The sequence below is a fragment of the Pseudofulvimonas gallinarii genome (genome assembly GCF_004343305.1).
GTDB lineage: Bacteria > Pseudomonadota > Gammaproteobacteria > Xanthomonadales > UBA2363 > Pseudofulvimonas > Pseudofulvimonas gallinarii.
In genome coordinates this window covers 1-25,767 of the sequence record NZ_SMAF01000011.1, presented here as the reverse complement: position 1 = coordinate 25,767, position 25,767 = coordinate 1, and the positions used below count along the sequence as shown (strand labels likewise).

At 67.6% G+C, this 25,767-nt stretch carries 20 protein-coding genes and 1 tRNA gene; 9 read left to right on the top strand and 12 right to left on the bottom strand.

The features are described from left to right. Window positions 1-51 precede the first annotated feature (51 nt). Both prpC and prpB read right to left on the bottom strand, forming a co-directional pair. On the bottom strand, window positions 52-1,209 hold the full coding sequence (gene prpC / locus EDC25_RS08780) for a bifunctional 2-methylcitrate synthase/citrate synthase (RefSeq protein ID WP_123521524.1): 1,158 nt from the start codon (window positions 1,207-1,209) through the stop codon (window positions 52-54). Window positions 1,210-1,296: 87 nt separating this feature from the next. Next, on the bottom strand, window positions 1,297-2,181 hold the full coding sequence (gene prpB / locus EDC25_RS08775) for a methylisocitrate lyase (RefSeq protein WP_123521525.1): 885 nt from the start codon (window positions 2,179-2,181) through the stop codon (window positions 1,297-1,299). A gap of 122 nt (window positions 2,182-2,303) precedes the next feature. On the opposite strand from prpB, the gene EDC25_RS08770 reads away from it, so the two are divergent. Further along, window positions 2,304-3,539 (top strand): citrate synthase family protein, encoded by a 1,236-nt coding sequence (locus EDC25_RS08770; RefSeq protein ID WP_123521526.1) that lies wholly within the window; start codon window positions 2,304-2,306, stop codon window positions 3,537-3,539. Between the two features lie 258 nt (window positions 3,540-3,797). Then, window positions 3,798-5,282, top strand: a complete 1,485-nt coding sequence (locus EDC25_RS08765) for a serine hydrolase domain-containing protein (RefSeq protein WP_123521528.1) — start codon at window positions 3,798-3,800, stop codon at window positions 5,280-5,282. 70 nt (window positions 5,283-5,352) lie between these two features. Here EDC25_RS08765 and EDC25_RS08760 read toward each other — a convergent pair whose 3' ends face one another. From EDC25_RS08760 to EDC25_RS08750, 3 genes are read right to left on the bottom strand one after another with little or no spacing between them, the layout of a single operon-like run. After that, the gene (locus EDC25_RS08760) at window positions 5,353-5,994 is read right to left on the bottom strand and encodes a hypothetical protein (protein WP_123521529.1); all 642 of its coding nucleotides are present in this window, start codon (window positions 5,992-5,994) and stop codon (window positions 5,353-5,355) included. Beyond that, complete coding sequence (locus EDC25_RS08755; RefSeq protein ID WP_123521530.1) at window positions 5,966-6,397, bottom strand: hypothetical protein; 432 nt, start codon at window positions 6,395-6,397, stop codon at window positions 5,966-5,968. The genes EDC25_RS08760 and EDC25_RS08755 overlap by 29 nt, the downstream gene beginning before the upstream one ends. Continuing rightward, window positions 6,394-6,993 (bottom strand): RNA polymerase sigma factor, encoded by a 600-nt coding sequence (locus EDC25_RS08750; protein WP_123521531.1) that lies wholly within the window; start codon window positions 6,991-6,993, stop codon window positions 6,394-6,396. The genes EDC25_RS08755 and EDC25_RS08750 overlap by 4 nt, the downstream gene beginning before the upstream one ends. 282 nt (window positions 6,994-7,275) lie before the next feature. Between EDC25_RS08750 and EDC25_RS08745 the strand changes: the two genes are divergently transcribed. Further along, window positions 7,276-7,605, top strand: coding sequence for a hypothetical protein (locus EDC25_RS08745; protein ID WP_123521532.1), 330 nt, complete (start codon window positions 7,276-7,278; stop codon window positions 7,603-7,605). Window positions 7,606-7,888: 283 nt separating this feature from the next. Here the strand turns inward: EDC25_RS08745 and EDC25_RS08740 are convergent, their stop codons facing one another. From EDC25_RS08740 to EDC25_RS08730, 3 genes are all read right to left on the bottom strand, one after another. Then, window positions 7,889-8,875 carry a malate dehydrogenase gene (locus EDC25_RS08740; protein ID WP_123521534.1) on the bottom strand — a complete coding sequence of 329 codons (987 nt, stop codon included), beginning with the start codon at window positions 8,873-8,875 and terminating at the stop codon, window positions 7,889-7,891. 119 nt (window positions 8,876-8,994) lie between these two features. Continuing rightward, the gene (locus EDC25_RS08735; RefSeq protein ID WP_123521535.1) at window positions 8,995-10,194 is read right to left on the bottom strand and encodes an aminotransferase class I/II-fold pyridoxal phosphate-dependent enzyme; all 1,200 of its coding nucleotides are present in this window, start codon (window positions 10,192-10,194) and stop codon (window positions 8,995-8,997) included. Between the two features lie 165 nt (window positions 10,195-10,359). Then, complete coding sequence (locus EDC25_RS08730) at window positions 10,360-10,872, bottom strand: peptidylprolyl isomerase (RefSeq protein ID WP_123521536.1); 513 nt, start codon at window positions 10,870-10,872, stop codon at window positions 10,360-10,362. Between the two features lie 102 nt (window positions 10,873-10,974). Between EDC25_RS08730 and EDC25_RS08725 the strand changes: the two genes are divergently transcribed. The 6 genes from EDC25_RS08725 to EDC25_RS08700 all read left to right on the top strand — a co-directional run bounded on the left by EDC25_RS08725 (window position 10,975) and on the right by EDC25_RS08700 (window position 21,744). Next, complete coding sequence (locus EDC25_RS08725; RefSeq protein WP_132577423.1) at window positions 10,975-13,203, top strand: hypothetical protein; 2,229 nt, start codon at window positions 10,975-10,977, stop codon at window positions 13,201-13,203. 162 nt (window positions 13,204-13,365) lie between these two features. Next, on the top strand, window positions 13,366-15,201 hold the full coding sequence (typA, locus tag EDC25_RS08720; protein WP_123521538.1) for a translational GTPase TypA: 1,836 nt from the start codon (window positions 13,366-13,368) through the stop codon (window positions 15,199-15,201). Between the two features lie 257 nt (window positions 15,202-15,458). After that, the gene (locus EDC25_RS08715) at window positions 15,459-17,996 is read left to right on the top strand and encodes a S9 family peptidase (protein ID WP_123521539.1); all 2,538 of its coding nucleotides are present in this window, start codon (window positions 15,459-15,461) and stop codon (window positions 17,994-17,996) included. Between the two features lie 135 nt (window positions 17,997-18,131). Next, on the top strand, window positions 18,132-18,743 hold the full coding sequence (locus EDC25_RS08710; protein WP_123521540.1) for a GNAT family N-acetyltransferase: 612 nt from the start codon (window positions 18,132-18,134) through the stop codon (window positions 18,741-18,743). After that, a complete protein-coding gene (locus tag EDC25_RS08705) occupies window positions 18,740-19,621 on the top strand; it encodes a carbon-nitrogen hydrolase family protein (protein ID WP_123521541.1) in 882 nt (293 codons plus the stop codon). Before EDC25_RS08710 ends, EDC25_RS08705 begins: the two co-directional genes overlap by 4 nt. A gap of 464 nt (window positions 19,622-20,085) precedes the next feature. Next, entirely contained in the window at window positions 20,086-21,744 is a 1,659-nt protein-coding gene (locus EDC25_RS08700; RefSeq protein WP_132577422.1) for an isovaleryl-CoA dehydrogenase, read from the top strand. A 140-nt stretch (window positions 21,745-21,884) separates the two neighbouring features. Here the strand turns inward: EDC25_RS08700 and EDC25_RS08695 are convergent, their stop codons facing one another. From EDC25_RS08695 to EDC25_RS08680, 4 genes are all read right to left on the bottom strand, one after another. Continuing rightward, window positions 21,885-23,570: a M28 family peptidase gene (locus tag EDC25_RS08695; protein ID WP_123521546.1), complete on the bottom strand. Its 1,686-nt coding sequence runs from the start codon at window positions 23,568-23,570 to the stop codon at window positions 21,885-21,887. 91 nt (window positions 23,571-23,661) lie between these two features. Further along, window positions 23,662-23,737 (bottom strand) — tRNA-Ile (locus EDC25_RS08690). A gap of 55 nt (window positions 23,738-23,792) precedes the next feature. After that, on the bottom strand, window positions 23,793-25,181 hold the full coding sequence (locus tag EDC25_RS08685) for an MBL fold metallo-hydrolase RNA specificity domain-containing protein (RefSeq protein WP_132577421.1): 1,389 nt from the start codon (window positions 25,179-25,181) through the stop codon (window positions 23,793-23,795). 147 nt (window positions 25,182-25,328) lie between these two features. Then, the coding region (locus tag EDC25_RS08680) for an IS66 family transposase (RefSeq protein ID WP_132577420.1) at window positions 25,329-25,767 on the bottom strand (439 nt) is incomplete at its 5' end.

Sequence of the window (25,767 nt, the reverse complement as noted above, 5' to 3'; positions counted from 1 at the left end):
TGAGCGCGTCGCGCGCGCCGGGTCAAGGCGTGGCGCGCGACGCGCAGGCGATCAGGGACGCTGGTCGATCGGCACGAAGGCCTGGTCTTCCGGACCGGTGTAGTTGGCGCTCGGGCGGATGATCTTGCCGTCGATGCGCTGCTCGATGATGTGCGCGCTCCAGCCTGCGGTGCGCGCCATCACGAACAGCGGCGTGAACATGTCGGTGGGCACGCCCATCATGTGGTAGCTGACGGCGCTGAACCAGTCGAGGTTCGGGAACATCTTCTTGATATCCCACATCACCGTCTCCAGGCGCTCGGCGATGTCGTACATCTTCATGCTGCCGGCTTCTTCGGACAGCTCCTTCGCCACCTGCTTGATGACCTTGTTGCGCGGGTCGGACACCGTGTAGACCGGGTGGCCGAAGCCGATCACCACTTCCTTGCGCTCGACACGCGCCCTGATGTCGGCCTCGGCCTCGTCCGGCGTCTCGTAGCGCTTCTGCACTTCGAACGCGACCTCGTTGGCGCCGCCGTGCTTGGGGCCACGCAGCGCGCCGATGCCGCCGGCGATGCAGGAATACATGTCGCTGCCGGTGCCGGCGATGACGCGGCAGGTGAACGTGGACGCGTTGAACTCGTGCTCGGCGTACAGGATCAGCGAGGTGTGCATCGCCCGCACCCAGCTGTCGCGCGGCTGCTCGCCGTGCAGCAGGTGCAGGAAGTGGCCGCCAATGGAGTCGTCATCGGTTTCCACTTCGATGCGCTTGCCGTTGTAGGCGAAGTGGTACCAGTACAGCAGCATCGATCCCAGCGACGCCATCAGCTTGTCGGCGATGTCGCGGGCACCCGGATGGTTGTGGTCGTCCTTCTCGGGCTTGATGCAGCCGAGCACCGACACGCCGGTGCGCATGACGTCCATCGGGTGCGCCGACGGCGGCAGCTGCTCCAGCGCGGTCTTGACCGCGGCCGGCAATCCGCGCAGCGACTTCAGCTTGGCCTTGTAGGCGGCCAGCTCGGCGCGGTTGGGCAGCTTGCCGTGTACCAGCAGGTAGGCGATTTCCTCGAACTCGCTGGTCGTCGCCAGGTCGAGGATGTCGTAGCCGCGATAGGCGAGGTCGTTGCCGGTGCGGCCGACGGTACACAGCGCCGTGTTGCCGGCAGCGGTGCCACTCAGGGCCACGGATTTCTTGGGCTTGAAGGCGGGTGCGGAGGTTTCGGTGGTCATGGTCGTTCCCGACTGGGTGGGCGGATCAGGTCCGGATCGACGCCGGCGCGCATGCGCGGCTCCGGCGCCGGGTTGAAGTCGTGGCGATCAGCCCTTGCGGGCGAAGAGCGCGTCCAGGCGCTGCTCGAAGGCGTGGTAGCCGATGCGATCGTACAGTTCCTCGCGGGTCTGCATGCTGTCCAGCACCGCCTTCTGGTGACCGTCGCGGCGCACGGCCTCGTACACGGCTTCGGCGGCCTTGTTGGCGGCGCGGAAGGCGGACAGCGGGAACAGCTGGATGGCGACGCCGGCGGAGGCGAGCTCGTCGCGGCTGAACAGCGGTGTCTTGCCGAACTCGGTGATGTTCGCCAGCACCGGCACCTTCACCGCATCGACGAAGCGGCGATAGGTGTCCAGGTCATAGGCGGCTTCGGCGAAGATGCCGTCGGCGCCCGCCTCGACGCAGGCGACGGCGCGCTCGATGGCGGCATCGACGCCGTCGACGGCGATGGCATCGGTGCGCGCGATCAGGAAGAACGCGGCATCGGTCTTCGCGTCGGCGGCGGCCTTGACGCGATCGACCATCTCGCCCTGCGACACGATCTCCTTGCCGGGACGATGGCCGCAGCGCTTGGCACCGACCTGGTCCTCGATGTGGCAGGCGGCGGCGCCGGCCTTGATCAGGCTCTTGACGGTGCGCTCGATATTGAAGGCGCTGGGACCGAAGCCGGTGTCGATGTCCACCAGCAGCGGCAGGTCGCAGACATCGGTGATGCGGCGCGTGTCGATCAGTACGTCCTCGAGCGTGCTGATGCCGAGGTCCGGCAGGCCCAGCGAGCCGGCGGCGACGCCACCACCGGACAGGTAGATCGCCTTGTAGCCGGCGCGTTGCGCAAGCAGGGCATGGTTGGCATTGATGGCCCCGATCACCTGCAGCGGCGACTCGGCGGCGAGTGCGGCGCGGAAACGGGCACCGGCGGAAACTTGGGTCATGGCATTGCGCTCCTGTCCTGTGCGGTGCGCCGACCATCCGGCGCTGACGGCCCCAGGTGGCTGCCACTGTGCCAGCCAGGCATGGGTTGATCAATCTTGATGCAATCAATCAATATGTCTGCATGAAGGACGAATTCATCTCCGCGAATGAAGCCTGCGCGCTGCTCGGCATCAGTGCCGCGACACTGTACGCCTACGTCAGTCGCGGCCTGCTGCAGTCGCGTCCCGGGGCCGACCACCGCAGTCGCGTCTACCGCCGCCTCGACGTCGACAAGCTGCTGCAGCGCAAGCGCGCCGGCCGCGGCGCGGCGCGCGGCGCGGCGCAGAGCCTGGATCGCGGGCTGCCGGTCATGGAGACGCGCATCAGCCTGATCCGGCCCGACGGCCCGTATTACCGCGGCCGTTCGGCGCTGGCACTGGCACGCGACGGCGCCACGCTGGAAGACGCCGCCCGCCTGCTCTGGGACTGTGGCGATGACGATCCCTTCGCACGCGACGTGGACACGGCCTGGCCGGCGAGCGTGCAGCCGGTGGCGGGCAATGCGTCGTTGCCACCACTGGAACGTGCACTGGCGGCGATTCCACTGCTGGCGTTGACACTGCCGCAGTCGCACAGCGCAGCGACCGGCGTACGACGCGAGATCGCCGCCCTGCTGCTGCGCCAGAACGCCGCCCTGCTGATCGGGCGGGCGCCGCAGGTCACGCCGGTGCACGAACAGCTGGCGCGCTGCTGGAAGCCGCGTGACCGCGCCTTCGCCGCGCTGGTGCGTGCGGCACTGGTGCTGTGTGCCGACCACGAACTCAATGTCTCGGCATTCGCGGCACGCGTCGTCGCCTCCACCGGTGCGCCCCTGCATGCCACCGTCTGCGCCGGGCTGGCGGCGATCTCCGGACCGCGCCACGGCGGCGCCACCGCGCGCGCGTATGCACTGATCCGCGATGCGCTGGACACGCCCTCGCCCGCCGCGCACATCGACGAGCGCTGGAAACGCGGCGACGACCTGCCCGGCTTCGGCCATGCGCTGTATCCGGAAGGCGATCCGCGCGGGCTGACGCTGCTGGCACTGCTGCGCGAGCAGCGCGGCGATCAGCCGGCCGTGCGTGCGATGGACACGCTGGTCGACGCGGCGTGGCACGCCAGCGGCCTGCGCCCCAACATCGACTTCATGCTCGCCGCCCTGTGCCATGTACACGCGTTGCCCGCCGCACACGCGCTGGCGATGTTCGCCGCCGGCCGCCTCGCCGGCTGGCTGGCGCACGCGATGGAACAACAGTCGATGGGCCAGCTGATCCGCCCGCGTGCGCGCTACAGCGGCGTCGAACCCGGTCCGGCGGCGGATCGCGGTCACACACCCTAGACCACTTCCGCGTTGACATCGCGGCCGCTGCGCCGTGGAAACGGCGTACGCAGCGCGCCGGCGCCCTGCGATGACGCCGTGGGCCTCCGTCGATGCGTCGCTTGCGGGACGGCGAACAGCTCAAGCCCTGCGCTGCCAACACCGCACACACCCAGTCGCGAGGCGCTGCCCTGCAGGTCGGTGCAACCGGCGACGCGCTGCCGGTATCCCCTGGGCAGGACCTGGACACCCGTCCCGGCCACTTGACCTGGAAACGCCATGAAAAGACACCTCGCATTGCTGTTGTGCCATTGCCTGCCGTTGCTCTGCCTGTCGCCGATCACGCAGGCGCAGTCAGCCTCGGCCACGATTTCCCGTGGCGACGCCAGGTCAAACAGCGCGCACGTCGCCCCGGCCGTCGAACCCTCTGCGAGCGGCAACGCATCGACGACCGATCCGGCGCGGCAGGCGCTGGACGCCTGGCTCGCCGCCTTCAATGCCAACGATCGCGCACAACTGGAAGCCTTCCGCGACCGCTACCAGCCGGACATGGATGTCGACGGCATGCTCGACTTCCACCGGCGCACGGGCGGCTTCTCGCTGCTTCGCCATGAGCCGGCCGAGGCCGGTTCGGCGCAGGCACTGGTGCAGGAACGCGACTCGGATACCGTCGCACGCATCCGGGTGTCACTGGATGAAGATGCCGCGATGACGCTCGGCGTGGAAATGGTCGAGCGTCCCGCCGACCTGCGCATTCCCCGGCTGGACAAGGACGCCGCCCTCGCCTCGCTGGTGGAACGCGCGGACCGGATGGCCGCCGACGATGCCTTCGCCGGCGTGCTGCTGGTCGCGCGTGGTGACGACGTCCTGCTGCAGCGCGCCTGGGGACTGGCCGATCGCGAGGCCGGCATCGCCAACACCCTCGCCACCCGGTTCCGGATCGGCTCGATGAACAAGATGTTCACCGCGGTCGCCACGCTGCAACTGGTGCAGGCGGAAAAGCTGTCGCTGGACGACGCCATCGGCACGCACTTGCCCGACTATCCGAACGCCGAAATCGCCAAGGTCACCGTGCGCCAGCTGCTCACCCATACCGGCGGAACCGGCGACATCTTCGGCCCCGAATTCGACGCGCATCGCCTGACCCTGAAGTCGCATGACGACTACCTGCGCCTGTACGGCGCACGCGGTCCGGATGCACCGCCGGGAACCAGGCCGCGCTACAGCAACTACGGCTTCGTCCTGCTCGGCGCAGTGATCGAGCGCGTCAGCGGCCAGTCGTACTACGACTACATCGACCAGCACATCTTTGCGCCGGCCGGCATGCGCGACAGCGGCTCGCTGCCGGAAACCGAAGCGGTCCCGCGCCGCGCCGTCGGCTATACGCGCGCCGATGACAGCGCCGCCTGGACCGATGCCGCCGACACCCTGCCCTGGCGAGGCACCGCGGCCGGCGGCGGTTACAGCACGGCCGGCGACCTGCTCAAGTTCGCGCGCGCCCTGCAGGCCGGCACGCTGCTGTCACCGGCACTGCTGGCCGAGGCGACGCGACCGCAGATCCCGCGCTACGGTTTCGGCTTCGCCGTCGCGGAAGAAGAAGGCCTGCTCATCTACGGCCACGGTGGCGGCGCCCAGGGCATGAACGCCGAACTGCGCATCGTCCCCACGCTGGGCATCGTGATCGTCGGCCTGGCCAACGTCGATCCGGAAGCCGTATCGCGACTGGTCGAGTTCTACCAGACCCGCATGCCGCTGGAGGAATAGCCCCCCAACCTCAAAGGCTGTGTCCGCTTTCGACCCGAAGCGGACATCTAACACAATTGACTCAGTGGCACTACGTCGTCTTTCTGGTACGCAGATCGAGGCCCCTGACGGCAACAAATACCCCATACCCAAGGCTGGCCGCCAATACCTTCGCTTCGGCGTCCAAACGGGCTATCACCTCTTCGAAATCTATCCAGCTTCGGTTATTGGGATCCATCCAGGTTTTTCGATGGGACGCGATCGATATCAGCAGGCAGCCTACCCGCCGGTGTTCCGGCGCCATGTACTTTCCCACCAGCTGCGTATGGAGCGCATCCCGCAGATCGGAGTAGGAGTAGCCGTTTTCGCCGATCTTGAGCTCGATCACCGCCTCAAGATGTGCCGCGCTAGAGGCCAGGCGGATATCGGATTCTTTCTCGTCGCCCGTCACGGCTTCCTGATTGACCGTGTAGGCGCCTCGGGCCATCTTCTCCAATTCTGCCGCCAGCGCACGGCGCAGCAATCGCTCGATGCGAGTCGTCGCCCAGAGCTCCCGCGGTGACGCATCCTGGAGCAGAAGATCTTCGATGTCGGCAAGCCTCGTGTCGTGCAAGGCCGCCATCTCCACCCGACTGGTTGGTGAGAAATCATGCTCCCGCTCCAGCTGGACAACTTCGGCCTCACTCAATATGACGGCGTCCCAGTCAAGCCACGCGCGTTCGACCGCCAGCACCCACGACCCATCCGAGCCCCCGGCTGGCGATCCAGGACAGCGCCACACACCCTGCGCCTGCCAGCACCCAACCGGATCCGCCGCCAGCCATGCCCTGACCCAGGGCTTGCCACGCCGCGCTTCCGTAGATCGCAAGGAGGATTGCCGAAATCACGACGAACGCCGCCAGCAGGATCCGCGACAGCAGTGGCTCGATGCCGGCTTCATGGCGCGCAACACGCTTGGCGACATCGGCGGCGAAGTCGGCGGGCGGCTCACTGCGGGGACTGGAGCGCAGAGCGTTGGCGACACGGCGATAGGAAACGTCGCGCGGGTCGATGTCGCGTGCGGATGGGTCGCGCAGCGCGCGTTCCTGCGCCTGCCACTCGGCTTCGTCGAACGGGGTCTTTTCGGTCACGCTCATGTCGGTACTCCTATGCGTGATTCCAGCAGGTCACGCAGCCGTTTGCGGCTGCGGAACAGGTGGCTCTTGATGGTGCCTTCCGCCAGACCAGTAAGCCCTGCGATCTCGCTGATCGGCATTTCCTCAAGATGGTAGAGCGCCAGCAGTGTGCGCTGCAGCGGCGGCAGCGTGTCGATGGCAGCGTGCAGGCAGGCGTTGATCTGCTCGCCGGCGACACTGGATTCCAGGTCGAAGCCGCTGCCAGCGCGCTCGGCCAGCGACGGCTCGCCCTCATCGCCATCGTTGTCGACCAGCGGCAGGCGCTTGCGTTCGAGATGCCGCGTCGCCACCGAGAAGGCGACCTGCGCTATCCAGGATTTCAGCGCGCTCTCGCCGCGGTACTGGTGCAGCGTGCGATGGATGCGCAGGAACACCTCCTGGCACAGCTCGCGCGTGTCCTCGGGGTGCCGGACCATGCGGTCGACGATATGCCAGCACAGCCGCTGGTACTCGCGCACCAGTCGTTCGAAAGCACCCGGACGCCGTTCCAGCACGGCTGCGACCAGTGCGCGGTCGGCGTCAAGGGTGTTCCGGTCGGGCGCGCTGGCGTCGGTCATCCGGCATAGGGATACGCCCGACGGCCGACCGGTTGCAAATCCGGTCGAAAGGAATACCGAGGACCGCCGGGCCCGGCCGCTTCTGGCGTTGCCGCGCCGGGTGCCCTGCCCTGCCATGGCGGCGCCGTGCCACGGGTCGCACCGTCCTGGCGTCACGGAGTTCGCACCACCGGGAGCCGCGGCCCCTGATACCGAGCACCCTTGGCCTCTGGTGCAACCGGACGTCCGCCCGACGTCTCTCCTTCCGCGAACCTTTCATCCTCGGCCACGGAGCCCCACGCCATGCATTTCGAGATCCTCATTCCCATCACCTTGTTCGTCTGCGTCGCCTGGTCCATCAAGACCGTGGTCGAGGCCTATACGCGTCGCCGCATCATCGAGTCGCGCGGTTCGGAGGAACTGGTGCGTTCGCTGCTGGAAGGCGAAGCCACCCGTCGACGCCTGACCTCGCTGCACTGGGGTTGTGTGCTGGTGGCGCTGGCGGCCGGTTTCGGACTGGTGGAGTGGCTGGTGACCGCCGACCGCGTGTCGCCGGGTGCGATTGCCCTGCTGCTGGGCGCGACCGGCCTGGGCAACCTCGGCTACTACCTGCTCGAACGCAGAATGAAGTAGGCAACGATCACGTTCCGTGCCTGCCGATCGGCGTGTCCTGGGGCCCGGCGGCATCGGCGGCCTGGCCCTGCGGATCACGCCACGCTCCGGCGCTGAAAACACGAACGCCGGCAAGATGCCGGCGTTCGTTGGAGCAGGTGGCCTGATGCAGGCGGACACGGTCCGTTTCCGCTTCCGTCCGCCTCCTCCGCAGCAGCCGGGCGCACCCGGCTGCGTGTGCAGATGACCGCAAGGCGGCGCACGCGGCGCAAGCCGCAGGTCCGCCGCGGCACGGGAGGCGCGATCAGCCCAGCAGGTGGGCGACGGCGGCGCGTTCCTCTTCGAGTTCGGCCAGGGTGACGTCGATGGCCGAGCGGCTGAAGGCATCGATCGGCAGGTCACGGACCATGGTGTATTCGCCATTGGCGGTGGTGACCGGGAAGCCGAACATCACGCCTTCCGGAATGCCGTAGCTGCCGTCCGACGGAATGCCCATGGTCACCCACTTGCCGTTGCTGCCCAGCACCCAGTCGCGGATGTGGTCGATGGCGGCATTGGCAGCCGAAGCGGCCGAGGACAGGCCGCGCGCCTCGATGATCGCGGCGCCGCGCTTGCCGACCTTGGGGATGAACTCGTCCTTGTTCCAGGCCGCGTCGTTGATGCGGTCCTTCAGCGACTCGCCCTTGACGGTGGCGAAGCGGTAATCCGGGTACATGGTCGGGCTGTGGTTGCCCCAGACCACCAGGTTCTCGATGTCGCCGACGGCCACATTGGCCTTGTTCGCCAGCTGGCTCAGCGCGCGGTTGTGGTCCAGGCGCAGCATGGCGGTGAAGTTCTTCGCCGGCAGGTCCGGCGCCGACTTCATGGCGATGTAGGCGTTGGTGTTGGCCGGATTGCCGACCACCAGCACCTTCACGTCGCGCGAGGCGACGCGGTTCAGCGCCGCGCCCTGGGCGGTGAAGATCTTGGCGTTTTCCATCAGCAGGTCGCTGCGTTCCATGCCCGGCCCGCGCGGACGCGCGCCGACCAGCAGGGCGATGTCGGCGTCCTTGAAGGCGACGTCCGCATCATCGGTACCGACCATGCCCGCCAGCAGCGGGAACGCGCAGTCCTCCAGTTCCATCATCACGCCACGCAGCGCAGCCTGGGCCTTCTCCATCGGCAGCTCCAGCAGCTGCAGGATGACCGGCTGGTCCTTGCCCAGCATTTCACCGGAAGCGATGCGGAACAGCAGGGAATAACCGATCTGGCCGGCGGCGCCGGTGACGGCAACGCGAACTGGAGTCTTCATGGCGGTCTCTTGGGATGGGCGGGTAGCAGTGGTTGCGGACGGGGAAACCGCACCGGACCGCGGTCATCGTCAACGGCTGTCGACGGTGCCGCGGCAGCGCTGCGGTGGCGCCGGCGGGATCAGGCCAGCTCGGCGAAAAATGCCTGGATGCGCTTGAGGCCTTCGGCCAGCTGCGCGGTCGGGCAGGTGTAACTGATGCGCAGCGCGCGCGGCTCGCCGAAGGCGCTGCCCGGCACGCAGGCGACGGCCTTGGCCTCCAGCAGCGCGGCGCAGAAATCGACGTCGTTGCCGATCAGCGTTTCGCCGTGGCGCTTGCCGAAGGCGACGGAGATGTCCGGGAACACGTAGAACGCGCCCTGGGGACGCGGGCAGACGATGCCGGGGATCGCCTGCAGCGCCTCGATGACCTGGTCGCGCTTGCCCTGGAATTCCGAGCACTTGGCCGTCGGCACATCCTGCGGGCCCGACAGTGCGGCCACGGCGGCGGCGGTGACCACTTCGGGGATGTTGGTGATGTGGTTCGAGTTCAGCGTCACCACGGCCTTCGCGACGACTTCCGGACCGGCCATCAGGCCGACGCGCCAGCCGGGCATGCCGTAAGTCTTGGACAGCGAATCGACGAACACGACGCGGTCGCGCAGCGACGGTTCGGCGTTGACAAAATTGTGGTAGCCCAGGCCGTCGAACACCATGCGGTTGTAGATGTCGTCGGTGATGACCCAGGTCTCCGGGTGCTTCACCAGCACCTTCGCCAGCGCGGCGATCTCGTCACGGCCATAGACCATGCCCGTCGGGTTGGACGGGTTGTTGAACAGGAACACGCGCGGCTTCTGCGCCAGCGCAGCGTCCAGCTGTTCGGGGGTCAGCTTGTAGTCCTGTTCCGGCGGACACGGCAGCAGCAGCGTCTTCGCGCCGACGATCTCGGCGATGTCCAGGTAGCTGGTCCAGTACGGCGTCGCGAAGGCGATGGTGTCGCCCTCGTCAAGCATCGCCTCGAACAGGTTGTAGAGGATGTGCTTGGCGCCGACGGCCACGGCGCAGTTGGCGCGCGTGTAGCCATCCATGCCGATCGCGGCCATGTGCGCGAGGAAGGCGTCGAGCAGGTCGTCACGGCCACGGTTGGAGCCGTACTGGCCGCTGTCGCTGTCCAGCGCATTGCGCACCGCGTCGTAAACGTGGGGACCCGGCAGGAAATTCGGCACGCCGATGGAGAAATTGATCACATCGCGGCCGGCGGCCTTCAGCGCCTTCGCCTTCTCGGCGACGACCATGATGGCACTGGGCTTGGCGCGACCCACGCGCGCAGCGAGCTTCAGCATGCTGGACCTCAGGCAAGGGTGGTGCGGAGGGGCAGCATGGTATCACGCAGCGCAACATGGCCGACTGCTGCGCGATGAACGGCCGGGTTTCCGGGGCGGAACACCGCCGCCAGGAAACCCGTCACTCCGGCCCGGCCGTGGCGGCCGGGCGAAGCGGCGCCGGTATCAGCGGGCGCGGTCGAGGGCGGCGTTCCAGGTCGCCACGCGGTCGGCCTGGGCGGCCAGGACGGCGTCGGCATCGCCTTCCAGCGTGATCGATTCCAGGCCGTCGCCCTGGCGGACGGCATCCACCACCGCCTGGTCCTCGGCACCCAGCACCTCGCCGAAGACGGTGTGTTTGCCGTCCAGCCACGGCGTGGCGACGTGGGTGATGAAGAACTGCGAGCCGTTCGTGCGCGGACCGCGGTTCGCCATCGACAGCACGCCCGGCTTGTCGTGGCGCAGGCCGGTATTGACCTCGTCCTCGAACTCGTAACCCGGGCCGCCGGTGCCGGTGCCGTTGGGGCAGCCGCCCTGGATCATGAAGTCGGCGATCACGCGGTGGAAGTTCAGGCCGTTGTAGTAGCCGCGCTTCACAAGGTTGACGAAGCTGGCGACGGTCACCGGCGTCTTGTCGGCGAACAGGCGGACGCGGATCGGGCCGCGGCTGGTGTTGAAAGTGGCGATCAGGTCGGACATGGGCACTCCGCTAGAATGTGGACAGGTTTCCGGTCGCACAGTATGACAGAGCGCATCTGCCGGCGGCCTGCGCACCCGAACCCCAGCACAGGAAGCAGCGCCATGCCGACCCTCTCCAGGTTCCTTCTGCTCGCTGCCGCGAGCGCATTGTCGTTCGTGGCCGGATGTGGCCAGCGTGCCGGTCAACCGGAGGGGCCAACCGTTGCGACGGCGGGCACGCAGGCCGTCAGTTTCGCATCGCCACCCTGGCTGCGGCAGCACCTTCCCGGCGACACGATCGCCTACCTGCGACTGCCCAGCCTGTGGGGCCTGCTGTCGGCGCCGAACCAGCGCGGCGCCGACGCGATGTACGCCAATCCGGCGCACGACAAGGTCATCGGCCAGCTGCGCCAGGCCGTGGCCGGCAACGCCGTCACCGCCAGCTTCCTCGGCAGCGACACCACCGACCGTGTACTGAAGGTGCTGAGCAGCGTGCAGGCGCCGGTCGAGATCGCATTCGTCGCGTCCGGCAAGGTCGCTTCCGCAGCGGCGCTGGCCCTGGTCAGCACGGCATTTGAAGGCAAGGACCCCGCCGCGGTATCGGCGCTGCTGGACAGCGTGCTGGAGAACGCCGGGTTTCCCTCGCTGCGCTTCGGTGCCGACGGCTTCGCCGTGGCGACCGCGACGAACGGCGCGACGGCTGCGGCGCATTTCGACGGGGCGTCGGGCCGTCTTGATCTGCTCGCCGGCATGGGCGCCTCGCGGACGCGGCTGCAGACGCTGCTCGACGAGGCTCGCGATGAAGGTCCGCGCCCGCACGCAATGCACGCGCTGGAGCAGGAAATCGATGCCGGTGGCCAGGGACTGCTGCTGTGGATCGACGCGCCATCGGTGAAGCCCTATCTTCTCGCCAGCCTGGCGCCAGACAACCGGTGGCTGGGGCACCTGGTCGAACGAACGGGCGCCTTCGCCTTCGGCTGGGGTGGCGTCGGTGGGCATGGCCGGCTGGGCCTGCGCGTTCAACTGGATGACCCGGCCTGGATGCGCTACCTGCCGGCAGCGCCGCGCCGGTTCGAGCTGGCAAGCGCGGGTGAACCGACCAGCGTCGTCACGCTGGCGATTCCGGATGCCGCCGACATCGAGCGCATCCTCGTTGCGGTCGGCGAGGATTTCGGCGCGCCGGCCCTGCAGCGCTGGGAGGCGATCGAGAATGAAACCCGCCAGGAAACCGGCCTGTCCCTGCGCGAATGGCTGGCGCCCTACGGCAGCGAGGTGCTGCTGTTCGACGACGACGCCGGTGGCTTCAGCGCCGTGCGCCTGCGCAACCGCGATGCGCTGAAGGCCAACATCGACCGGCTCACCGCACTGGGCTCCGAATACACCGTTCGAACCGTGGAGGGTGTCGACATCCATCACCTCCTCCTGCGCGCGCCGGCAGCCGCGTCGGCGCCATCCGGCGACACACCCGGCGCGGCGTTGCTGGCCTGGTGGCGTCGACAGCCCATGCACCTGTACTGGATCGAGGACGGCGACTGGCTGGTCCACAGCCCGGTGCCGCAGCCGCTGATCGACCGCATCGCATTGAAGGCCAGCCAGCCCATCGACGCCTGGCTGCGCGAACGCCACGGCGATGACCGCAGCCAGGCGCTGGCATCGGCTTCGACGCGCGTCGAAGGCGCGCCGCGCGCCGTGTACCGGCACTACCTGGGTCTCCTGGCGCTGCTGGGCGACGTCACGAACAGTCCCGTCGACCTGTTCGCGCTGCCCACCGCCCGGCAACTGGGGCTGCCCGCCCGCACCGGCGCCGGCATGCAGCTGGTCGCCGGCCCCAACCGCGCAGGCATCGACCTGAACTACCAGCACACGCCCCTGGATGGCCTGATGTCCGGTCCCGGCGCCTACGGCAGCATCGTTGTCGTCTCCATCCTGGCGGCCATCGCCATACCGTCGTACCAGGACTATGTCATGCGCTCCCGACTGGTCCAGGCCGTCGCGGCCACGCGCCTGCTGCAGCAGGCGATCATCCGGCACCATGCCGATGACGGCCGGTGGCCCGGGGAACAGGCGCTGGCGGGCCAGCTCCATCTTGCTGGCCAAATTGGCGACTCGAAGGTGCAGGTCGAGCCGAACGGCATGATCTTCATCCGCTTCGACGAGGCCGCCCCGGCCGGGCTGCGTGACGTGCAGGTGGCGTTGGTTCCGTATCGCATGGCCGATGGCAAGCCCGGCTATGTGTGTGGCCTGGCCCTGCCACCGCAAGGCGCGACCCCGTTGGGCGAGACGGTCGAGCCGGCTGTCGCCACCACCGTGCCGTCCCGTCTCCTGCCAGCGGAGTGCCAGTCCGCGCGCTGACGGCGTCGCGTCCTTCCGGCGCCGGCGTCGAACGCCGGCCCGGCGGGCGCCGGCGCGCCTGAACGGCGGGGCTTTCCCTTGATGCTGTGCCGCAGCAATGGTCCGGAACCCGTTATACTGCCTAGCTGTCCCGCCTTCAGACGACCGTCCGGTCGCGCCCAAATGAGCATCCAGAACCTTCGCAACATCGCCATCGTCGCCCACGTCGACCATGGCAAGACCACCCTTGTCGACCAGTTGCTGAAGCAGTCGGGCACCTTGTCCGAACGCGCGGCCGTACCGGACCGCGTGATGGACAGCGGCGATATCGAACGCGAGCGTGGCATCACGATCCTCGCCAAGAACACCGCGATCCGCTGGACGTCGCCGGAAGGCGAGAAGTACCGGATCAATATCGTCGACACGCCGGGCCACGCCGACTTCGGCGGTGAAGTCGAGCGCGTGCTGAGCATGGTGGATTCGGTGCTGATCCTCGTCGACGCCTTCGACGGCCCGATGCCGCAGACGCGCTTCGTGACCCAGAAGGCGTTCCAGATGGGCTTCAAGCCGATCGTCGTCATCAACAAGATCGACCGTCCCGGCGCGCGCCCCGACTGGGTGCTGGACGCCACGTTCGACCTGTTCGACAAGCTCGGCGCCACCAACGAGCAGCTGGACTTCCCGGTCGTCTACGCCTCCGGCCTGAACGGTTATGCCGGCGACAACCCCGACATCCGCGAAGGCGACATGACGCCGCTGTTCGAGGCGATCGTGAAGCATGTCGCGTCGCCGAGCGTCGATCCGGACGGTCCGTTCCAGATGCGCATCAGCCAGCTCGACTACAACAGCTATGTCGGCGTCATCGGCATCGGTCGCGTGCAGCGCGGCCGCATCCGTCCGAACTCGCCGGTCATCGTCATCGACCGCGAAGGCAAGCGCCGTCAGGGCCGCCTGTTGCAGGTGCTCGGCTTCATGGGCCTCGAGCGCACCGAAGTGGAAGAAGCGCAGGCCGGCGACATCATCGCCATCAACGGCCTGGAAACGCTGGGCATTTCCGACACCCTGTGTCATCCGGACGCGCCGGAAGCGCTGCCGGCGATGACGGTCGACGAGCCGACCATTTCCATGTTCTTCAAGGTCAACAACTCGCCGTTCGCCGGCCGCGAAGGCAAGTTCCTGACCAGCCGCCAGATCCGCGACCGCCTCACCCGCGAGCTGATGCACAACGTCGCCCTTCGCGTCGAGGACACCGAGGATCCGGATACTTTCAAGGTTTCCGGCCGTGGCGAACTGCACCTGTCGATCCTGATCGAGAACATGCGCCGCGAAGGCTTCGAACTGGCGGTGTCGCGTCCGGAAGTCATCCTGCATGTCGAGGATGGCGTCACCAAGGAGCCGTACGAACAGCTCGTGGTCGACCTCGAAGAAAACTTCCAGGGTGCGGTGATGGAGCGCCTGGGCCTGCGCAAGGGCCAGCTGCGCAACATGGTGCCCGACGGCAACGGCCGCGTGCGCCTGGAATACCTCATCCCGGCGCGTGGCCTGATCGGCTTCCAGACCGAATTCCGCACGCTGACCGCCGGCACCGGCCTGCTGTTCCATGTCTTCGACCATTACGGCCAGAAGGTGGACGGAGCGATCGGCCAGCGCATCAACGGCGTGATGATCTCCAACGGCACCGGCACCTCGCCGGCCTATGCGCAGTTCGCCATGCAGGAACGTGGCCGCCTGCTCATCGACGCCGGCGAAGAGGTCTATGAAGGCCAGATCGTCGGCATCCACGCCAAGGACAACGACCTCACCGTCAATGCCCTGCGCAGCAAGCAGCTCACCAACTTCCGTGCCGCCGGCAAGGACGATGCGTTGAACCTGACGCCGCCGGTCCGCATGAGCCTGGAGCAGGCGCTGGAATTCATCGACGACGACGAGCTGGTCGAAGTGACGCCGAAGTCGATCCGCCTGCGCAAGAAGCAGCTCACCGAGAACGATCGCAAGCGCGCCAGCCGCCAGGCGGCCTGACCGCTCCGCAAACCACCTGCCGTCCTTTGCCGGACGGCAGGTCGGCGCCGGCCGATGCCGGCAATCCCTTTGGCCCATGCCGGTTCCGGCCTTCGCGGCCACCCTCGCCCGCATTTCGCCGCGCGCTTCGCGCATCAAGGGCGCGATGGCCCACAGGCCGGCATCGACCACGTCAAACCGTGCGTTCGCCGCAGCGACCTGACGCCGGCGGGCTCCGTCGTCAATAATCGGGCAACTCCAGCCGCTGTCCGAGATCGATGAGCCGAGCCGACGCCTGCCCTTCCGCCTTCGCCCCGTCCGGCCCGGTGCCGCTCAGACCGGCCGGGTTTTCCGGCCCCAAGGCGTGGACCCGCATCGGCCATGCATCCAGGGCTGTCCTCCTCGCCACGGCGATGCTGGCAGCGGACGGGCACGAGGCGCTTGCGGACACCACCGCCCGCGTCACGCCGCCGATGGACTATGCCGCCGCGCAGTCGGTGCTCGACGCCAACCTTGCCGGCAAGATCCGCAATGAGCGCGTGCTGCCGGTCTGGATAGGAAACGGCGACAGCTTCTGGTACCGCCGCGACGGTGACCATGGCCCCGAATGGCGCATCGTCGACAGTGCGACAGGTTCATCGCGGACGGCCTTCGATCCTGCCCGGCTTCGCGATGCCATCGTCAAGGCGGGTGCCGACGCCGGTTCACTGCCGGCAATCCTGCCGGTACAACGCATCGAACCCGACGGCGGCGACACCCTCGTCGAGCTGGAACTCGCCGGTCGCCGGCTGCGCTGCGAAACCGGCGACAACACCTGCCAATGGCAGGGACCGGCGCCCGTGCCGGGCGTGTTGTGGGCGCCTGACCGCCGCCACGGCGCGTTTGTCCGCGAGCACAACCTGTGGCTGCATACGCCAGGCGGCGAAGACCGTCCGCTGACGCGCGATGGCGAGGCGCATTTCGCCTACGGTGCGCGTCCGGGCAATTCCTACCAGGGCATCGCCGACCTGCGCGCCACGTCGGCACAGCCACCGGCCGGCCTGTACTGGTCCACCGACGGCTCGATGATCGTCGGCGTCCGTTACGACGAGCGCGCCGTTGAACCCTACCCGTTCCTCGAATCGGTTCCGCGCGAAGGCACCTTGCGACCGAAGGTCTGGCAGCCCCGTATCGCGCTGCTCGGCGATCGCGAACAACCACGACCGCAACTGTTCGTGATCCATGTCGCCACAGCGGGCGTGGTGACGGCCGGGCTTCCGGAAGACTTGCAGCCCTATTATCCGGTCATCCACTGGAGCGGCGACGGAGAGCGCTTCTTCGGCCTGGCCGCCAGCATCGACCATCGCGCCAAGGCGCTGTACGAGGTGTCGCTGGCATCGGGCAAGGTGCGCATCGTCCACTCGGAGCGCGGCGAAGGCTCGGCGCACTTCGGCAGCTTCCGCTACCAGCCGCCGGCGATTCGCGTGCTCTCCGGCAGTGACGAGTTCATCTGGTTCACGCAGCGCAACGACTGGGGACAGCTCGAGCTGCGCGACCTGCGCACGGGCGCGCTGAAGCGCGCGTTGACTTCCGGCGATCGCAGCGTTTACGACCTGGTCGACGTCGATGTCGCGGGCCGCGCGGTGTACTACACCTCGGGTGGCAGCGAAGACGATGTCGATCCATACCTCGCGGCACTCCACCGGGCCGCGCTCGACGAGGGCGAGCCCCGCCGCCTGAGTGATGCCGAAGCCGTCCACACCACCGCGCTGCTGGCACCGGGACACACCGCGACGGCGCAGTCGCGCTCTGCCCTGTCGCCCGACGGCCGCTGGCTGGTCGATACGCATTCGACCGTGGCGCAACCGCCGGTCAGCGTGCTGCGCGATGCGCTCAGCGGTCGCGTGGTCGCGGTGCTGGAACGCGCGGACGCAAGCGCCGTTTTCGCAGCCGGCTGGCAGCCACCCGAGCGCGTGCGCCTGCTGGCCGCCGATGGACACACGCCGATCTGGGCAACCGTGTATCTGCCGCCGGACCGCCAGCCTGGGCGACGCTATCCGGTGATCGATGCGATCTACGGCGGGCCGCAGGTGACCAATGCACCTGCCGACTTCAGCAGCGCGGTGACCGCAATGAATCCGGTCTCGCGAGCCAGCCTCGCCCGGCTCGGCTTCGTGGTCGTCACCATCGACGCGCGCGGCACGCCGGGCCGGTCGAAGTCGTTCAATGACGTCAGCTATGGCGGCAACTTCGCCGAACCGCAGTTGCTCGACCATATCGCCGGACTGCGGCAACTGGCGGAGCGCTATCCGTTCATGGACCTGGAGCGCGTCGGCACCTATGGCCATTCCTTTGGCGGTTACAGCTCCGCACGGGCGATCCTTGCCCATCCGGAGTTCTACAAGGTCGCCGTGTCTTCCGCCGGCCCCTACAATTTCCAGGGCTTCTATCCGACCAGCGTGTTCTTTGGCCCGCCCGACTACGGAAACGCACAGGTGCTCCGGACTGCCGATGATGCCGTCCCGGCCCCGTATGACCGCCTGGACCTGATGCCTCTGGCCGGCAACCTGCGCGGCAAGCTGCTGCTGGCCTACGGCGACCTCGACGAGAACGCCTTCCCGGCACTGGCGTTGCAGCTGGTCGACGCCTTGACCCGCGCCAACCGCCGCTATGACCTGATGTACCTGCCCGGTCGCGATCACAACTTCTTCCGCACCGATGCCTACTATGTGCAGCGCATGTGGGACTACTTCGTCGAACATCTGCACGGGGTCGAACCTCCCGACGATTTCCGACTGGAGCTGTCGCTGCCGGCAGGTGGCCGCACGGGATACTGACGGCATGGCCCGGAATATTCTTCCATTCGTCGGTTGGTCCCTTGTTGAAGGGCGGAGCAAGGCGATGCAGCAACGCGATGCCTTGCGGCCGATGCGCCTGCACCCGTTGCCGGCGACAGAGCGCCAATACGCGGCATGAAGCAAGGCAACGCCATCGACATCCGTCGCTGCACGGGCACGACGATGCTGCCGTTCCTGGACGACGTGGCGCGACTGCGCATGACCGTCTTCCGCGACTGGCCCTATCTGTACGACGGCGACGAGGATTACGAGCGCGACTATCTGGCCGCGTATGCCGCTTCGCCGCGCAGTGTGTGCGTGCTCGCCTGCGTTGAAGGCCGCGTGATCGGCGCCTCCACCGGCATCCCGCTGGCCGAGGACACGCCGGCGTTCCAGGCGCCCTTCCTCGCGCGCGGCATGCCGGTCGAAAGCGTGTTCTATTTCGGCGAGTCGGTCCTGCTGCCGGCCTACCGCGGTCGCGGCATCGGCCATGCGTTCTTCGACCATCGCGAAGCCCATGCCCGCGAGCTGGGTGGTTTCTCGGTCACCGCATTCGCGGCGGTCGATCGCGCCGGCGACGATCCTCGCCGGCCTGCGGCCTATCGTGGCAACGAGGTGTTCTGGCGGAAACGCGGCTACGTCCGCCAGCAGGGCATGACACTGCAGCTGGCGTGGAATGAGCTCGGCCGCGGTGACATCGGCCACGACCTGACCTTCTGGTTGCGCCCGCTGGAGGCCGCGCCATGATTCTCCGCGTTGCCGTCGCCAAATGGCGGGTTGGCGAACCCGGTGACTTCCCTGCATTCGCCGCCCGCGTGCGCGGCGAAGTCCTGCAGGCTGCCGCTGCCGGTGCGCAGCTGCTGGTGCTGCCGGAGTACCTGTCGCTGGAGCTGGCGGCGACCTTCGACAACGCCGTGCGCAACGACCTGCACGCATCGCTGGCGGCGATCCAGCGCTACCGCGCCGACTGGCTGCAGCTGTTCTCGGACCTGGCACGGGAGTCCGGAACGACGCTCGTCGCCGGCACTTTCCTGCTCGACGCCGGCGATGGGCGATACCGCAACCGTGCCGACCTGTTCACGTCCGCCGGCATGCATCTTTGGCAGGACAAACTGCAGCTGACCGGTTTCGAGAAAAGCACCGCCGTGATCGAACCGGGCGATGCGCTCAAGGTGTTCGATGTGGACGGTGTGCGACTGGGCATCGCCATCTGCTACGACATCGAGTTCCCGCTGCTGGCCCGGGCGCAATGGGAAGCCGGCGCGCGCCTGCTGCTGGTTCCCAGCTGCACGGACACCGCCGCTGGCGCGACGCGCGTGCGCACGGGTTGCCTTGCCCGGGCCCTGGAAAACCGCTGTTTCGTCGCCCAGTCGGTGACTGCCGGCGAAGCGGCGTGGAGTCCGGCGCTGGACACCAACACCGGCGAAGCGGCCGTCTACGCGGCGATGGACGTGGGCCTGCCCGCCGACGGCATCGTGGCGTCGACCGTCGGTTCGGTCGGCACCTGGGTCCAGGCCAGCCTTGACTTCGACTCACTGGAAAGCAGCCGCTGCGCAGCCCAGGTGGGCATCGACCGCGACTGGCCGCGGCAGCTGCGACCCGGGCTGATGCGCGCCCGGGTCTAGCAGGCCTGAGCGGCGCAGGACCCGTCAGCGCCCCCGTGCAAAGGAATCGGTCGAGCGCCGGACCGTCGACGTGGATCCGGTCCGGCTTCCACTCCACTCGCAGCATCGAGAATCTGCATCTTCGGCCGGGAACGGACACGGGAAGCGGGCGGGACTCGTGGAGGCGCATGACCGCCAGATCTTTTCGCTCAGCCAGATCTTCTGGCCCAGACCGATCCCGCGGGTGCGCGATATGCCTCCTTGCCTCGGGGCCGGGTCGGACAATCAGGCGCCTGTTCCGGAACGCCACCACAGCCGCGCGGCCTGTCAGCCGGCCCGGGCAGCGGAAGGGCGCCGGCGCCGACGGCGCCACGCACGGCCAGGGGCGGCCGCGCCGGCCTATGATGGACAGCGAGGCGAGACCACCACCGTTCCGGTCATGCGCCCCATCTTCGCCACGGATGCCGTGCAACCGGACTTTAACCATGCGTATTGCCGAACGATTCCTCACCCATTCCGTCGGAAACCAGGCCAGTCCCCTGCTCGACTACGACGCCTTCGCTACCGATCCCGCGCTGCAGGCGGCACTGGAGCGCGAGGGGGCCGGCTGGGCCCGTGAGCAGGTGGCCGCCTTCGGGCCGGTCGCCGGTGGCGAGTTGATGCACCTGGGCGAGGACGCCAACGCCAACCGGCCCGTTTTCCGGCCCTTCGACCGGTATGGGCACCGCATCGACCGGGTGGACTTCCATCCCTCCTGGCACCGCATCATGCAGCTGGGTGTGGAATATGGCATCCCCAATTTTTACTGGCGTCATGCCGGTACACCGGGAGCGAATGTCGCCCGCGCGGCACTGGCGTACCTGCACATGCAGCCCGAGCAGGGCAACAACTGCCCGTTGACGATGACCTACGCCTGCGTGCCGGCGCTGCGCAAGCAGCCGTCGCTCGCGCGTGAATGGTTGCCGCGCATCACTGCGCCTCGATACGACGGCCGCTTCGTCGCCGCGCATGCGAAGGCCGGCAACACGATCGGCATGGGCATGACCGAAAAACAGGGCGGGTCGGACGTGCGCAGCAACAGCACGCGAGCGTTCCCGGTCGGCTCGCCCGGTCCCGGCGAGGCCTATGAGCTGGTGGGACACAAGTTCTTCTTTTCCGCCCCCATGAGCGATGCCTTTCTGGTGCTGGCGCAGGCGGAGGGCGGGCTGTCCTGTTTCCTGCTGCCGCGCTTCCTGCCCGACGGCACCCTCAACGCCATCCGCATCCAGCGTCTCAAGGACAAGCTGGGCGACTGGAGCAACGCAAGCTCGGAGGTGGAGTTCACCGGCACCATCGCCTGGCTGCTCGGCGAGGAGGGCCGGGGCGTGGCGACGATCCTGGAAATGGTCGCACTCACACGGCAGGACTGCCTGATCGGTTCGGCCGGCATTATGCGCCAGGCGCTGGTCCAGGCCATCCACCACGCGCGGCAGCGCATGGCCTTCGGCAAGCGGCTGGTCGAGCATGCGCTGATGGCGAACGTGCTGGCCGACCTGTCGCTGGAGTCGGAAGCGGCGATGGTGCTGGCGATGCGGGTGGCACGCGCCATTGACGCAGGCGAACGTGACCCGGCGGAGGCGGCATTGGCGCGGATCGCCACGGCGATAGGCAAGTACTACGTCTGCAAGCGCTGCCCGCCGATGGTCAACGAGGCGCAGGAATGCCTGGGTGGCCTGGGCTATGTCGAAGAGAACATCCTGCCGCGGCTCTATCGCCAGGCACCGCTGAATTCCATCTGGGAAGGCAGCGGCAACATCCAGTGCCTGGATGTACTGCGCGCCCTGCGTCGCGAACCGGAAACGCGGGATGCCTTGTTGCGCGAACTGGAAAGCGTTGCCGGAGAAAGTCGTGCCCTCGATTCGGCGGTGCGATGGATCGCCACCACCATCGACGACGGCGACACCATCGAAACGCGTTCGCGCCTGCTGACCGAGCGCATCGCCCAGGCACTGCAGGCAGTCCAGCTCATCCGCAGCGGACGCGACCGGGTCGCAGGTGCCTTCATCGACTCACGGTTGGGCGGCGGGCATGGGCAATGCTTCGGCACGCTGCCGCCCGCAACGCCGTTCGAGGAACTGGTTGCGCAAACGTTCCCGGCGTCCTGACCCCGGGCGTTGATCCGGGCTTCGAGGCGCGGGCCACCGTCGCATCGTTGTGCGGCCGAGCGGGCCGTCGCACTCCAGGGTTCAATGCGAACCGCGGTGATCTCGTACGCGTGTCGTTGGCGGGTGACACCTGATGGCCATCACTCGCTGCCTGGGGCGCCCGCAGCTGCAGGTTGCCGGCGTTCGCCGTCGCTGCGACGCCGCTCCGCGGCGAATTCGCTGCCCTCGTCCCAATGCGGCCATTCACCACTGTTGGCGATGGCGTGGACGAGGCGATAGACGGTCTGTGTATCGCTCACGGGACCACGCATGTCCCAGCTGTCGTCGAACTCGTCACCCGGCTGGTGATAGCGCTTCTCGAAATAGTCGGCACGCGCCGCCTTGCCGGCGCTGATGCCGCCTTCGAGCATGTCCATGCCGGGGCCGATCGTGATCGCCGGCACACCGGCCTGTGCAAACGCGAAATGATCGGCGCGATAGAACAGGCCGGCTTCGAGGTTGTCGTCGGGCGACCAGGTGCGGCCATCCCGTGCCGCGGCCTCGACCAGGCTGCGCTCCAGCGAAACCTTTCCCAGTCCCCACGACGATATGTCACGCGTTGGGCCATCGGGACTCCACATCTCCATGTTGATGACGGCCGCCGTGGTCGGCAGCGGACGCAATGGGCGGGAGACGTAATACCTGGCGCCGAGCAGCCCACTCTCCTCGGCGGCAAGGGCAAGGAACAGCAGGCTGCGTCGTGGCGGCTTGTCGCTGGCGAACACGCGCGCCAGTTCGATCATCGAGGCGATGGCGGTCGCATTGTCGACGGCGCCGTTGATGATGGCGTCGCCATCCGGTCCGGCATTCGGCGTAACGCCGAAACTGTCCCAGTGACCGGAAACGATGACGGTCTGCTCCGCCTGCGGACTGCCGGCCAGCAGTCCGGCGACGTTGCGCGTCCGGACCTGGTCGTGTTTCACGTCGAAGGCGATGCTGATCGTCGCACCAGCCAGCGCATGGCCCTTGAACCCGGCTTGCTGCGCGGCGCGCCTGGCCGTCTCGAAATCGAAGCCGGAATCCGCGAACAGGCGCTCCGCGACGGTGCGCTGGATCCAGCCACGCATGCGCAGGTGGTATCCCGCTGCATCCTCGCGGACGATGTCGAACTGCGGGCCGTTGCGTCCGTTGCGCACCGTCGCCCACGGATACGCAGCCGGTGCGGTCTCATGGACGATCAGGGCACCGGCTGCGCCGCGCCGTGCCGCTTCCTCGTACTTGTAGGTCCATCGACCGTAGTAGGTCATCGCCTTGCCGCCGAAACGGCCGACGCCACTCTCGAAGTCCGGATCGTTGACCAACACCACGACCACCTTGTCGCGCACGTCCAGCCCGGCGTAGTCATCCCAGTCCAGTTCCGGCGCGCTGATGCCGTAACCGGCGAAGACCAGCGGCACGTCGCGCAGGTCTACGCGCGGATCCGGATGCAGGCTCTCGACGGCCAGGTCCTCGTCCTTCACGAGCGGGCGCTTGTTGCCGTCCACGGTAACCGAGGCATTCACCTCGCCCTGGATTTCGCTTCGCACCAGCGTCACCTGCTGGGTCCAGGTTCCGTTGTCGCCGGCCGGAACCAGCCCGGCCTTGCGGAATTCGGCGCTGATGTAATCGACGGTCTTTGCTTCGCCCGCGGTGGCGGGCGCCCGGCCCTCGAACTCGTCGGAGGCAAGCGTCCTGATGTGCCGCGCAAGATTGTCGGCGCTGATGCCCTCGCCCGGCAATCCATCGGAAGCGGGCGACGCGGAGGGGAATACGGTGAGCAGCGAAGCGAGAACAGGGAGCAGGCGCATCGTCATTCCGGAAGTCTTTCCTGAATCATACGCACTGCGGGCCGCAACCGTCGCAAAGCGGGCGTCGGATTTCGGACCGGGATGCAGCGTGTGGTGGGCCCACCAGGACTCGAACCTGGAACCAAGGGATTATGAGTCCCCTGCTCTGACCATTGAGCTATAGGCCCGCGCGATGCCGCATTCTACCTGCATGACCGCATGCACACGATCCGTCACGGCCGCTCAGAGGGTAATGACCTCGCCGTGTCCAGGCATCCGGGCGATGACGCCATAGTCATGGTTGAGACGCGCAGCCAAACCGTCGCGTCCCCGTTTCTCCCCGTGGACCAGATGCACGGGCGGACGGCCGCCGATACTGCCGTACCACTTGACGAGTTCGTCCTGGCCGGCATGGGCCGACAGCCCGCCAACCGTATGAATGCCAGCCTGGACGCGCACGTCCTCGCCGTAGATGCGGACGACTTCGGCGCGATCGACCAGGCGGCGGCCGAGCGTACCCTCGCTCTGGTAGCCGATGATCATCACCTGCGTCTGCGACCGCCACAGGTTGTGGCGAAGATGATGGAGGATGCGCCCGCCGGTGCACATACCCGCACCCGCCAGGATGATCGCGCCACGGCGAATGTTGTTGAGCTGCATCGACTGGGCTGCTTCCGGTGTTTCGTGAAGGTTGGGAAGCAGTTCGCGCAGGCTCCGACCGGCCATGAAGGCCTGGGCCTCGTCATTGAACAGGTCGGCGTGGCGCAGGTGAATCCCGGTCGCCTGGATGGCCATGGGACTGTCGACGAAGATCCTCCAGCGGTCGAGATTCCATTCGTGGCGGTGCGAGGCGAACAGCGCAAGGACTTCCTGGGTCCGTCCGATCGCGAATGCGGGAACCAGAAGATTCCCACCAGCCTCCCATGCCGCTTCGAGAACGCTGCCGATTTCCTGCAATGTCTCGCTGCGCGAGCGGTGGTTCCGGTCACCATAGGTGCTCTCCAGAAGCACCAGATCCGCAGAGTCCGGCGGCGCCGGATTCCGTAGCAGCGTCGTGTCGCTGGGCCCGAGGTCGCCACTGAACACGACGCGCTTCCGGCGCCCAGCGTCGTGGACGTCCAGGACGACGCTCGCTGCGCCAAGGATGTGCCCGGCGGGAAGCAAGGTCGCGGCAACCCCTGGGAGCACTTCGTCCGCCGCATTGAACTGGAGCGGCCGCATTCGGGCCATCACCGCTTCGACGTCGGCAAGGTCAAACAGCGGTTTGAGCTGCTTCTCGCCCCGACGCGCCCGCTTCCGGTTCTCACGCTCCACGTCGGCCTGCTCGAGGTAGGCGGCATCCTTCAACAGCACGCGGACAAGATCGATTGAAGCCGGATGGGAATAGATCGGCCCGTCAAAACCACGCCTGACCAGCAGTGGAAGGCGGCCGCAGTGATCCAGGTGTGCGTGACTTAGGACCACTGCGTCGATGGCACGCGGATCGAACGGAAAAGGCTGGATGTTGCGCGCCTCCTCTTCCCGGCCGCCCTGGAAAAGACCGCAATCAAGCAGCAGTTGCTGCCGCCCGATGCGAAGGTGGTGACACGAGCCGGTGACAACGCCGGCGGCACCACAGTACGTCAGTTCCATGGCCTGCCCTCCTGATCCGGAAGCATAGCCCAGCCAAAGCGGGCCAGCCCATCCGGCGCAGACGGCGGCGCCCGGACAGTGGCGCCCGTGCGCCCTATCCCCTGCTAGGAACGTAAGCGTCCGGTAAGGACACCCCCACCCCCGGATTCAATCGCGCCGCAGCGGCAGTAAGCTGTCGATGTCGCGATTGAGGGTGGTTGGCAGATGCGTCAGGGTGTTTTCCAGCCAGGCGTGCGGCTCGATGCCGTTAGCCTTGGCGGTGGCGAGCAGGCTCATGATGGCGGCGGCCCGGCGGCCAGCCTGTTCGGAGCCGGCGAACAGCCAGTTCTTGCGACCCAGCGCGATCGGCCGGATGGCGTTCTCGGCCAGGTTGTTGTCGATGGGGCTGGCGCCGTTGTCGACGTAGCGCACGAGCGCGTCCCAGCGCCGCAGCGTGTAGGCCAGGGCCTTGGCGGTGCCGCTTTGGCCCATGACGGTGTGCTGCAGTCCGTCCAGCCAGGTCTTCAAGGCGTCCAGGACCGGCCGGGCGCAGCGCTGCCGGTACACCAACCGCTCCTCGACCGTCATCGTCGCCGCCTCGCGCTCG